The sequence below is a fragment of the Variovorax paradoxus genome, assembly GCF_030815975.1.
In the GTDB taxonomy this organism is placed as follows: domain Bacteria; phylum Pseudomonadota; class Gammaproteobacteria; order Burkholderiales; family Burkholderiaceae_C; genus Variovorax; species Variovorax paradoxus_N.
On the sequence record NZ_JAUSXL010000002.1, the window covers coordinates 116,656 to 127,744 of the forward strand.

An 11,089-nucleotide genomic window follows, 5' to 3' on the forward strand; every position below is an offset into this window, starting at 1 on the left:
CTGGCACGCAGCGCGTGAAGGCCAGGACGACGCCGATCAGTTCAGACCTTCAATCCCCAGGTCGCCCGCGCGCCCAGCGCAAGAACGCCGCCCACCACCCAGAAAACGCCCGCGATGCCGATCAGCGCGCCGATCGAGCCGAACAGCATCGGCATGGCCACGCTCGACGCATTGATGGTCATGAGCCGCAGGCCCAGCGCCTCGCCGTGCCGCGCGTGCGGCGTGATCTGGTGCAGCATGCTCATCACCATCGGCTGCACCGCGCCGAGTGCGAAGCCCAGGATCACCGAGCACAGGCCCATGGTCCAGGCCGAGTCGAGCAGCGGATAGACCGCGAACACTGCCGCCGTGACGAGGGTGGAGCTCAGGATCACGCTGCGCTCCGAAGCCCGCGAGGCAATGAGAGGCAGCAGCACCCGGATCACGGCCGCGGCAATGGCAAAGGCGCCGAGGATGGAGCCGATCACCGAAGCGCTGATGCCGCGGTCGTGGCCCAGCACCGGCAGCACGAAGGCATGCACATCCCAGCTCGACGACTGCAGCCAGTTCACGAACAGCAGGCGGCGGAACATCGGTTCGCGCAGCAGGTCCCAGGCCCGTGTGGGCACGGCGCCGGCGGCGGGTGCGGTGCGCGGCGGCTCGTGCGCGCCGCGCGCAAGCAGCCAGCAGACGATGGGAAAGGCCGCCATCACCGCAAAGCAAACCCGGAACGCCAGCATGTCTGCCGGTGCGCGCCCCGCGTGATCGATGAGCAGGCCGGCGACGAACGGGCCGACGAAATTGGCGGCCGCGGGCGCAATCGCAAGCCAGCTGAATACGCGCTTGAGCTGCATGGCGTTGGTCGCGGAACGGCCCACATGGCGCTGCAGCGCGATGACGGTCGCGCCCGTGGCGCCGCCGGTCAGCAGCGCGGCAACGCACATCATCGGAAAGGTCGGGAAGACGAGGACGAGTCCCGCGCCGGCCGAAGCCGCAATGACCGACAGCCACAGCGGCCGCTTGAACCCGTGCCGGTCGGCAAAGCGCCCGGCCGGCAGCGCCAGGAACACCTGCGTGAGCGCGAACAGCGCAATCAGCACGCCGACGGCCGCTGCGCTGTAGCCCAGCTGCAGCGCCAGCAGCGGGGTTGCGAGCCGCATGCCGGCCATGGTGGCGTGCAGGCAGACCTGGGCGCCGATCACGCGCAGCAGTTCGGAGCCTTTCACGGGGTGTCGTCGCCCTCGCTGTCGGCGGTGGGAGGCAGCAGCACCTGCGACTGCGCTTCAGGCAGCGCCTCGACCTTGCGCAGCGCCAGGCGCATCTGCTTGGCGCGCGTGTCGGCCTTGTCGAGCGTGTCGGAGGCCTTGGCCACCTGCTCCTTGATGCGTGCAACCCATTCGCCATAGCGCTCGAACTCGGTCTTGACCGCGCCCAGCACCTTCCAGACCTCGGAGGCCTGCTGCTCGAGCGCCAGCGTGCGAAAGCCCATGTGCAGGCTGTTGAGCATGGCAAGCAAGGTGGTGGGGCCGGCCAGCGTCACGCGGTGCTGGCGCTGGATGGCATCCATCAAGCCCGGCCGGCGCAGCACCTCGGCATAGAGGCTTTCGACCGGCAGGAAAAGAATGGCGAAGTCCGTGGTGTGCGGTGCCGCCAGGTAGTTCTCGGCGATCGAGCGCGCCTCGACGCGGATGCGCGCTTCGAGCGCCTTGGCCGCGAGTTCGGCGCCGGGCGCATCGGCGCGCTCGTGCGCATCGATCAGGCGCTCGTAGTCGTCGCGCGGAAACTTGGCGTCGATGGGCAACCACACCGGCGCCCCGTCGTCGCCGCGGCCCGGAAAGCGGATCGCGAAATCGACGCGCTGGCCGCTGCGCGGCTTGGTTTCGATCTGCTTGGCGTACTGCTCCGGGGTGAGCACCTGCTCAAGCAGTGCCTCGAGCTGCACCTCGCCGAACACGCCGCGCGTCTTCACGTTGGTCAGCACGCGCTGCAGGCTGCCCACGCCCACGGCCAGCGTCTGCATCTCGCCCAGGCCCTTGTGCACCTGCTCGAGCCGGTCGGCCACCTGCTTGAAGCTCTCGCCAAGGCGGGCTTCGAGCGTGCTCTGCAGCTTTTCGTCGACGGTCTTGCGCATCTCGTCGAGCTTGGCGGTGTTGCTCTGCTGCAGCTGCGCGAGCTGCGCTTCCATGGTCGCGCGCACTTCCGACAGGCGGCGCGCATTGGATTCGCTCAGGCCCTGGAGCTGGGTGTTGAGCGTGTCGGCCAGGGTCTTCTGCAAGGAGGCGAGCTGCAGCGAGAAGGCATCGAGCTGGGCGTTCTGGGTGCGCGTGGCTTCGGCGCCCTGCTGCACCAGGGCCTGCTGGAAGGTGGCGAAGGCCTGCGCGGTTTCCTGCCGCGCGCCGCGCGAGCTTTCGCCGATCTCGTGGCGCAGCTCGCGTTCGGTGCGTTCGTTGGCGGCGCCCATCGCGGACAGCACGGTGAGCAGGTCGCTGTGGTCGGGCGCAGGCTGGCGGCGCGCAAGCAGCCAGATCACGAGCACCAGCTGGACCACCGCGAAGGCGGCCAGCAGAAGAAGAATCAGGGAAGTGTCCAAGGTAGCGATGGCGGTCCGTGTTTGTTTACTTATCTGGCGGCGGGCGGAACGGGCGTGACGGGCGTCAGCGGCCCCTTGCCGCCGAACCAGGCGATGAGGTTGTCGGCCGCGAGTTCGGCCATCGCGCGGCGCGTGGGCACGGTGGCGCTCGCGATGTGCGGCGTCAGCACCACGTTGGGCACGGTCAGCAGGTCGGGGTGGACCTTGGGCTCGCCCTCGAACACATCGAGCCCCGCCGCGGCAATGCGCTTCTCGCGCAGCGCAACGGCCAGCGCCGCGTCGTCGACGATGCCGCCGCGCGCGATGTTCACCAGCGTGGCGGTCGGCTTCATCAGCGCGATCTCGGCCGCGCCGATGGTGTGGTGCGAAGCCGGCGAATACGGCACCACCAGCACCACGTGGTCGGCCGTCTTGAGCAGCTCTTCCTTGCTCGCGTAGCTGGCCTTGCATTCGGCCTCCAGGGCCGCATCGAGCCGCGAACGGTTGTGATAGACCACCTTCATGCCGAAGCCGTGCGCACCGCGCCTGGCAATGCCCTGCCCGATGCGGCCCATGCCGATGATGCCGAGCGTGGAGCCGTGGATGTCGGAGCCCGCGAACATGTCGAAGCTCCACTTCTGCCACTTGCCCGCGCGCAGGAAGTGTTCGCTCTCGGTGATGCGGCGCGCCGTGGCCATCAGCAGCGCAAAGCCGAAGTCGGCCGTGGTCTCGGTGAGCACGTCGGGCGCGTTGGTGCCGAGCACGCCGTGCGCGGCCATCGCATCGACGTCGAAGTTGTTGTAGCCGACAGCCATGTTGGCGCAGATCTTCAGGTCGGGGCAGGCCTCGAGCACGGCGGTGTCGATGCGCTCGCTGCCGGTGGTGAAGGCGCCCTGCTTGCCTTGCAGTTTTGCGATCAGTTGCTCCTTGCTCCAGCTCTCGTCGGCCTGGTTCGACTCGACCTCGAAATGCTGCGAGAGGCGCTCGATGGTTTCGGGAAAGATCGCGCGTGCGACCAGGATCTTGGGCTTGCTCATGATGTTTGCACTCAACGGAAGAAGATGAAGGTGGAAAGAACGAACAGCGGAATCAGGACGGCCACGGACCAGCCCATGTAGCCGAAGAAGCTCGGCATGCGAACGCCGCGGCTCTCGGCAATGGCCTTGACCATGAGGTTGGGCGCGTTGCCGATGTAGCTGTTGGCGCCCATGAACACGGAACCGGCCGAAATCGCGGCCAGCGTGGTGGCGTAGGTGGTCATGAGCGTGGCCGGGTCGCCGCCCGCAGTGTTGAAGAACACGAGGTAGGTCGGCGCGTTGTCCAGGAACGAGCTCAGGATGCCGGAAGCCCAGAAATACATGGCCGGATCGGGCTGGCCGTCGTGCCTTGTCACCGCCGCGATCACGGCCGCGAACGGCCCGTGCGCGCCGGCCTTGAGCATAGCGATCACCGGGATGATGGTCAGGAAGATGCCCGCGAACAGCTTGGCCACCTCGGCCATCGGGCCCCATTCGAACTGGTTGTCGGCATGCACCTTGGCCGAGGTGGTCCTGAACGAAAGCAGCGTGATGGCGATGAGCCCGATGTCGCGCACCAGCCCCGGCAGCCCGACGTGCGTGCCGAACACCTCGAAGCCGACGGGCGATTTCCATACGCCGGAGAGCAGCACCAGGAAGACCACGCCGCCCAGCAGCCAGAAATTCGCGGCACCGTCGAAGCCGACGCGCCGGGTGTCCGGCGTCGGGTCGAATGGCAGCACACCCTCCTTGCGGTAGTGATGGCGGTCGACGACGTAGAACAGCGCCAGCAGCATGCCGACGAGGAACAGCGTGTTGGGCAGGATGTTGCGCGCCGTCCAGAAGAAATCGACGCCCTTCAGAAAGCCGAGGAACAGCGGCGGGTCGCCAAGCGGCGTGAGCGAACCTCCCGCATTCGAGACGATGAAGATGAAGAACACCACCACATGCGCCTTGCTCACGCGGTTGTCGTTGGCGCGGATCAGCGGGCGGATCAGCAGCATCGAGGCGCCCGTGGTGCCCATGAGGCTCGCCAGCACCGCGCCAATGGCAAGGATGGCCGTGTTGAGCCCGGGCGCGCCGTGCAGGTTGCCGCGGATGTGGATGCCGCCCGCCACCGTGAACAGCGCAGTGAGCAGGATGATGAAGGGGATGTATTCCTCCACCAGGGCGTGCACGAGCTGGGCCCCGGCCAGCGGTGCGCCATGGATCGCGGCAAAGGGAAGCAGGAATGCCAGTGCCCATGCCGCGGAGATCTTGCCGTAGTGGTGGTGCCAGACCGACGGGGCCAGCAGCGGCATCAGCGCGATCGACAGCAGGATGCCCGCGAACGGAAGGCCCCAGAGCGCCGACAGCTTGCTGCCGTCGAACTCGGCAGCCATGGCCAGCGCGGGGAACATCATCGGCAGCGCTGCGGCTGCCGCCAGGCGGACTCTTCTTTTCATGGGGCCGTACCGTACCAGACAGGCGTCAGGCCGGCGGCTGCTCGATCTCGAACACCTGGCGCAGGTACGCCAGGTATTTTTCGTCCTCGCACATGTTCTTGGAAGGCGTGTCCGACAGCTTGGCCACCGGCTGGCCGTTGCAGTTGATCATCTTGATGACGATCTGCAGCGGCTCGTAGCCGAGGTCGTTGGTGAGATTGGTCCCGATGCCGAACGCCAGCTGGCAGCGGCCGCGGAACTGCTGATAGAGCTCGATGGTGCGCGGCACAGTGAGGCTGTCGCTGAAGATCAGCGTCTTGGTGAGCGGATCGACCCGGTTGGCGGCGTAGTGCGCCAGCATGCGTTCGCCCCACTGGAACGGATCGCCGCTGTCATGGCGCGCGCCGTCGAACAGCTTGCAGAAATAAAGATCGAAGTCGCGCAGGAAGGCGCTCATGCCGTAGACATCGGACAGCGCAATGCCCAGGTCGCCACGGTATTCGCGGGCCCAGTTCTCGAAGCCGAAGATCTGGCTGTCGCGCAGCCGCGGACCGAGCCCCTGGCAGGCCTGCAGGTATTCATGCGCCATGGTGCCGAGCGGGATCAGGCCGAGCTTCATGGCATAGAGCACGTTGCTGGTGCCCGCGAGCTGGGGCAGCCGCGCGCCGGGCTCGGCGTGCACCGGCGGCGAGGTGACGGCGCCGAGCCTGGCGTTCAGCGTGCGCAGCACCTCTTCATGCCAGTCCTTGGAGAAGCGGCGGCGCGTGCCGTAGTCGGCAATCTTGAGATCGGACAGGCCGGCATCCTGCAGCTCCCCGATCTTGGTCTCCAGGCGCCGCCGGCCTTCCTCGAAGTCGGGCTTCTTCTGCGTGTTGCGGAAGTAGACCTCGTTCACGATGGCCAGCACCGGAATCTCGAACAGGATGGTGTGCAGCCACGGGCCCGTGATGCGGATCTCGAGCTCGCCCGAGGGCTGGGGCGTGATGGTGATGTACTTTTCGTTGAGCCGGAACAGGCCCAGGAAGTCGACGAAATCGCTCTTGATGAAGCGCATCGAGCGCAGGTACGCGAGCTCGGCATCCCGGAACTGCAACGAGCAGAGGCTTCGCACCTCTTCGCGGATCTGTCCGGCGAACTGCGCCAGGTCGATGCCGGGGTTGCGGCACTTGAACCGGTACTCGACCCGGGCTCCCGGGAAGTGATGCAGGACGACCTGCATCATGGTGAACTTGTAGAGGTCGGTGTCGAGCAGGCTGTGAATGATCATGGTGCGGCGCGCGTTGTCCCAAGCTTTTCGGCGTGCGCCCGATTATCACGGGCGCCGTCGGCTTGTGCCTACGGCGCCCGCACAGGGCGTCCTACCGCCAGGGTGAATCGGCGCCGCGACAGTCCGTGCACGGCAGCCGGGGAGCTTGCCGAATCCATCTTTTCAAGGAGATTCGCATGAACAAGGACACCATCGAAGGCAACTGGAAACAGCTCAAGGGCAAGGTCAAGGAGCAATGGGGCAAGTTGACCGACGATGACTTCGACGTGATCGCCGGCAAGCGCGACCAGCTGCTGGGCCGCATCCAGGAGCGCCACGGCATCAGCCGCGACGAGGCCGAAAAGCAGGTCCGGGACTGGGAAACCCGCGACGGCCGCACGCCCGAGGCCCTCTGGTACGAGAAGTACTGATCTCCCGATTCCTCTCTGAACAGCAAAGAAAGAACATCATGAAAAAACACTTGCTCATGCTCGCTCTTGCGTCCACCTGCTTCATGGCCACCCAAGCCGGTGCCATGACCAAGGACGAATACAAGGCAGCCAAGGAAAAGGTCGAAGCCGACTACAAGTCCGCCAAGGCCCAGTGCGATGCGATGAAGGACAACGCGAAGGACGTCTGCCAGAAGGAAGCCAAGGGCACGGAAAACGTGGCGAAGGCCGAGCTCGAACAGCAGTACAAGCCGAGCGACGCCCATGCCCGCAAGCTGGCCGAGGAGAAGGTCAAGGCGACGTACGAAGTCGCCAAGGAAAAATGCGACGATCAGTCCGGCGATGCCAAGGCCGCCTGCGTGAAGCAGGCCAAGGCCGACGAGGCCCAGGGCAAGGCCGACATCAAGGCCATGAAAAAGACGAAGACGAAGACGGCCATGTAAGCGCGGCCCGATCCGCGCGGCAAAAAAAAAGCGCCCTCCCCGGGCGCTTTTTCTTGGGGGATCAGGCCTTCAGCGAATCGACCACGCGCTGCAGCTCCTCGGGCAGGGGCACCGGCCGCTGCGTCGCCCGGTCCACATACACGTGCACGAAGTGGCCCTGGGCAGCCGCGGTTTCCGTGCCCTGCGCAAAGAGCGCGATCTCGTAGCGCACGCTCGAGCGGCCGGCCTGGGCCACCCGGATGCCAGCCTCCACGGTCTGGGGAAAGGCGATCGGGGCGAAGTAGTTGCACTGCGTCTCGACCACGAAGCCGATGGTCTGCCCCTGGTGGATGTCGAGCGCGCCGCGTTCGATCAGCAGCGCATTCACCGCGGTGTCGAACCAGCTGTAGTAGACGACGTTGTTGACATGGCCGTACATGTCGTTGTCGGCCCAGCGCGTGGGAATGCTGCGAAAGGCGCGGTAGCTGCTTCGGGAATGCGGCGCGGGTTTGGAGTCGGAGCTCATCGCGCGGCATTCTGCCAGCGGCGCCAGTAGTCGAACGCCACCCTGAAAGTGCCCAGCTGCACCTGCACCGTCTCGGCGATGTCGCTGGCGTAGCCTCCGGCCATCGCGAAGGCCAGCGGAACGCGGCGCTGCCAGGCCCAGTCGAACACCCGGCGGTCGCGCGCCTCCAGGCCGTCGAACGTCAGCTTGAGCCGGCCGAGCCGGTCGCGCTCGAAGGGGTCGGCACCCGCCAGGTAGATCACCAGGCCGGGCGAGAAGCGCCGTTCCAGCTCGTCGAGCGCCTGCTCCAGCGCGCTGAGGTAGTCGGCATCGCCGCAGCCGTCGGGCAGCTCGACGTCGAGGTCGCTGGCCTCCTTGCGGAACGGAAAGTTCTTCTGTCCGTGCAGCGACAGCGTGAAGACGCTCGGATCGCTGCGGAAGATGCTGGCCGTGCCGTTGCCCTGGTGCACGTCGAGGTCGATCACCGCGACCTTGAGCTGCCGGCCGCCGCGGCCGTGCTCCGCCTGCATCAGCCGCGCGGCCACCGCGGCGTCGTTGAAGACGCAGAATCCGCCGCCCTTGTCGGCATAGGCGTGGTGCGTGCCGCCCGCCATGTTGGCCGCCACGCCGCCGGCGAATGCCGCGCGGCAGGCCGCAATGGTCGCCCCGGTGGAGCGGCGCGAACGCTCGACCATCGCCTCGCTCCAGGGAAAGCCGATCTCCCGCATGGCCTGCGCGCTCACGCTGCCGTCGCTGATGGCGGCGATCCATTGCGGGGTGTGGGCCAGCGCCAGTTCGCCGTCGGTGGCACGCGGGGCCTGGTCCATGTCCACCGCCGGCAGGTGCTCGAGCAGGCGGTCGCGCAGCAAGGCATAGCGGGACATGGGGAAGCGATGGCCCGGTGGCAGGGGCAGTACGAACTGGCCGGAATAGAACGCGCGCATGGCCTGCATTCTGGATGCCGGAGCGAATTTAGAAAGTGTGTTCTAAATTGCTGCAAAGCAGCAAAACCCCCTTGATCGCAAAGCTGTGCTGCCTATACTTGAGGCCATGCTGCACCGCAACATAAACGACGAGGCAGCGCAACGTGAACCGACCACCCTTTCCTTCTGGAGATCCCAAATGGCCCTGACCGCTGACCAAATCCTCGCCGCCCAAAAAGCCAACCTCGAAACCCTGTTCGGCCTGACCACCAAGGCCTTCGAAGGCGTCGAGAAGCTCGTCGAACTCAACGTGACCGCTTCCAAGGCTGCCCTGGCCGAAGCCGCCGGCACCGCCCAAGCTGCGCTGAACGTCAAGGACGCGCAAGAACTGCTGACGCTGCAAGCCAGCCTGTTCCAGCCCCTGGCCGAAAAGACCGCTGCCTACAGCCGTCATCTGTATGACATCGCCCAGGGCACCGGCGCCGAGTTCACCAAGGCTTTCGAAGCCAAGGCCGCTGAAGCCCAGCAAAACTTCGTCGGCCTGGTCGACAGCGCTTCCAAGAACGCACCCGCCGGTTCGGAAACCGCCGTTGCCGTGCTGAAGAGCGCCGTGGCTGCCGCCAACAACGCTTTCGAATCGGTCCAGAAGGCCGTCAAGCAAGCGTCGGATGTTGCCGAAGCCAACTTCAACGCCGTGTCGACGCAAGCCGTCGCCGCCGCCAAGACCGCGACCACCTCGCGCAAGCGCTGAGCCGCCGGCCAAACCAGTTGTCTCCTTGGGTCCTCACGGATCCAATTCAAGCCTCGTCTTCGGACGGGGCTTTTTTTTATCCTGCAGCCGTCTTCGATAATGCCGGTCTCATTTCAGGAGACTCTCCATGCAGATCGACGGCAAGGTTTTTATCGTGACCGGTGGCGCTTCGGGCCTCGGCGAAGGCACAGTGCGCATGCTGGCTGCGAACGGCGCCAAGGTGGTGATCGCCGACATGCAGGCCGACAAGGGTGAAGCCGTCGCGCGCGACATCGGCGGCGTGTTCGTCAAATGCGACGTGAGCCAGGAGGCCGACGGCCAGGCCGCCGTTGCCGCGGCGCAGAAGCTCGGCAAGCTGGTGGGCCTGGTCAACTGCGCGGGCATCGCGCCGGCCGAGAAGACCGTGGGCAAGAACGGCCCGCACGCACTCGCCGTGTTCAGCAAGACCGTCACGGTCAACCTGATCGGCAGCTTCAACATGATCCGCCTCGCGGCCGATGCCATGAGCAGGAACGAGCCCGAAGCCACGGGCGAGCGCGGCGTGCTGATCTCGACCGCTTCGGTGGCGGCCTACGACGGCCAGATCGGCCAGGCCGCCTACAGCGCCTCCAAGGGCGGCGTGGTCGGCATGACGCTGCCCATTGCGCGCGACCTGGCGCGCAACGGCATCCGCAACATGACCATCGCGCCCGGCATCTTCGGCACGCCCATGCTCTTCGGCATGCCCCAAGAGGTGCAGGACGCGCTGGCGGCCAGCGTTCCCTTCCCCTCCCGCCTGGGCACGCCCGAGGACTACGCCAAGCTCGCCAAGCACATCATCGAGAACGACATGCTCAACGGCGAGGTGATTCGTCTCGACGGAGCGATTCGGCTTCCGCCCCGGTGAGCGGCGGCACCGCCGTGCTGCCGGTGCGGTCCAGCCGCTCGTACTGGGCGATGACCTGGGCCCCCAGCAGCACGAGCGTGGCGGCAATCTCCAGGCTCAGCAGCACCACGATGGCCGTGGTGAGCGAGCCGTAGACCACGTTGACCTGCGACAGCGTCGAGAAGTACCAGATCAGCACGCGCCGCGTGGCCTCCCACAGCAGCGCGGCCGTCACGCCCCCGAGCAGCGCATGGCGCAGCGACATCCGGCCGGCCGGCATCACCAGGTAGAGCGAGGTCAGCATGAAGATCTCGCCGCCCAGCCCCAGCAAGTAGAGGAGCAGGCCCGACACCCCCGACAGCGACCATCTGCGGCCCAGCAGGTCGACGCTTTCCTGGCCCACCAGCTGCAGCGCGCCCGACACCAGCGTGACCAGAAGCAGGCCCACGCACAGGAACAGGATGTAGAGATAGGGCATGAGCGCCGAAACCAGGAAATGGCGCCGGTGGTCGGCCTTGCGGTGATGGAAGATCACCGCCATGGCGCTTTCGAGCACGCTGAAGGCCAGCGAGCTGAAGAAGATCATGGTCACGAACAGCACCGGCCCCATCACGTCGCGATGCTGGAGAAAGTTCGACAGCTCCGCCACGATCGCCTTCGACTGCCCCGGCAACAGCCATTCGAGGTACCGGCCGATGGTGCGCAGCAGCTCGGCCTGCTCGATCAGGTGCGACATCGCGATCACGCTCACGATCAGGAGCGGCACGATGGAAAGCAGGGCGTAGTAGGCCACGGCGCCCGCGAGCAGCAGCCCCTGGTTGGCGCGGAAAGCCTTGAGCGCATCCCAGGCGAATCGCAAGGGATGGCGCAACAGCGGCGCGGCGTGGTGCAATGGGTTGGGCGTCGTCATCCGTGGATTCCAGCTGCGGGCAGTATGGCG

At 66.3% G+C, this 11,089-nt stretch carries 12 protein-coding genes; 4 read left to right on the forward strand and 8 right to left on the reverse strand.

From position 1 onward, the window contains the following. Positions 1–41: 41 nt before the first annotated feature. Genes QFZ47_RS04305 through pncB form a run of 5 tightly spaced genes read right to left on the reverse strand, consistent with a single transcriptional unit; the run spans position 42 to position 6,255 of the window. On the reverse strand, positions 42–1,205 hold the full coding sequence (locus QFZ47_RS04305; protein ID WP_307654472.1) for an MFS transporter: 1,164 nt from the start codon (positions 1,203–1,205) through the stop codon (positions 42–44). After that, positions 1,202–2,569, reverse strand: a complete 1,368-nt coding sequence (locus QFZ47_RS04310) for a DNA recombination protein RmuC (protein ID WP_307654473.1) — start codon at positions 2,567–2,569, stop codon at positions 1,202–1,204. The genes QFZ47_RS04305 and QFZ47_RS04310 overlap by 4 nt, the downstream gene beginning before the upstream one ends. Before the next feature lie 29 nt (positions 2,570–2,598). After that, positions 2,599–3,585: a 2-hydroxyacid dehydrogenase gene (locus QFZ47_RS04315; RefSeq protein ID WP_307654474.1), complete on the reverse strand. Its 987-nt coding sequence runs from the start codon at positions 3,583–3,585 to the stop codon at positions 2,599–2,601. Positions 3,586–3,596: 11 nt separating this feature from the next. Continuing rightward, complete coding sequence (locus QFZ47_RS04320) at positions 3,597–5,009, reverse strand: sodium:proton antiporter (RefSeq protein WP_307654475.1); 1,413 nt, start codon at positions 5,007–5,009, stop codon at positions 3,597–3,599. Between the two features lie 25 nt (positions 5,010–5,034). Beyond that, complete coding sequence (pncB, locus tag QFZ47_RS04325; protein WP_307654476.1) at positions 5,035–6,255, reverse strand: nicotinate phosphoribosyltransferase; 1,221 nt, start codon at positions 6,253–6,255, stop codon at positions 5,035–5,037. Positions 6,256–6,431: 176 nt separating this feature from the next. On the opposite strand from pncB, the gene QFZ47_RS04330 reads away from it, so the two are divergent. Together QFZ47_RS04330 and QFZ47_RS04335 are read left to right on the forward strand one after the other, a co-directional pair. After that, complete coding sequence (locus QFZ47_RS04330) at positions 6,432–6,665, forward strand: CsbD family protein (RefSeq protein ID WP_307654477.1); 234 nt, start codon at positions 6,432–6,434, stop codon at positions 6,663–6,665. 38 nt (positions 6,666–6,703) lie between these two features. Then, positions 6,704–7,126 carry a hypothetical protein gene (locus QFZ47_RS04335; protein ID WP_307654478.1) on the forward strand — a complete coding sequence of 141 codons (423 nt, stop codon included), beginning with the start codon at positions 6,704–6,706 and terminating at the stop codon, positions 7,124–7,126. Positions 7,127–7,187: 61 nt separating this feature from the next. On the opposite strand, the gene QFZ47_RS04340 is transcribed toward QFZ47_RS04335, so the two are convergent. Both QFZ47_RS04340 and QFZ47_RS04345 read right to left on the reverse strand, forming a co-directional pair. Continuing rightward, positions 7,188–7,631, reverse strand: a complete 444-nt coding sequence (locus QFZ47_RS04340) for an acyl-CoA thioesterase (protein WP_307654479.1) — start codon at positions 7,629–7,631, stop codon at positions 7,188–7,190. Next, the gene (locus QFZ47_RS04345; RefSeq protein ID WP_307654480.1) at positions 7,628–8,554 is read right to left on the reverse strand and encodes a histone deacetylase family protein; all 927 of its coding nucleotides are present in this window, start codon (positions 8,552–8,554) and stop codon (positions 7,628–7,630) included. Before QFZ47_RS04345 ends, QFZ47_RS04340 begins: the two co-directional genes overlap by 4 nt. 178 nt (positions 8,555–8,732) lie before the next feature. Here QFZ47_RS04345 and QFZ47_RS04350 point away from each other — a divergent pair, with 178 nt between their 5' ends. Both QFZ47_RS04350 and QFZ47_RS04355 read left to right on the forward strand, forming a co-directional pair. Further along, entirely contained in the window at positions 8,733–9,284 is a 552-nt protein-coding gene (locus tag QFZ47_RS04350) for a phasin family protein (RefSeq protein WP_307658881.1), read from the forward strand. A 127-nt stretch (positions 9,285–9,411) separates the two neighbouring features. Then, on the forward strand, positions 9,412–10,170 hold the full coding sequence (locus QFZ47_RS04355) for a 3-hydroxyacyl-CoA dehydrogenase (protein WP_307654481.1): 759 nt from the start codon (positions 9,412–9,414) through the stop codon (positions 10,168–10,170). Here QFZ47_RS04355 and QFZ47_RS04360 read toward each other — a convergent pair. Further along, on the reverse strand, positions 10,118–11,059 hold the full coding sequence (locus QFZ47_RS04360; protein WP_307654482.1) for a YihY/virulence factor BrkB family protein: 942 nt from the start codon (positions 11,057–11,059) through the stop codon (positions 10,118–10,120). The genes QFZ47_RS04355 and QFZ47_RS04360 overlap by 53 nt on opposite strands. Positions 11,060–11,089: the final 30 nt, after the last annotated feature.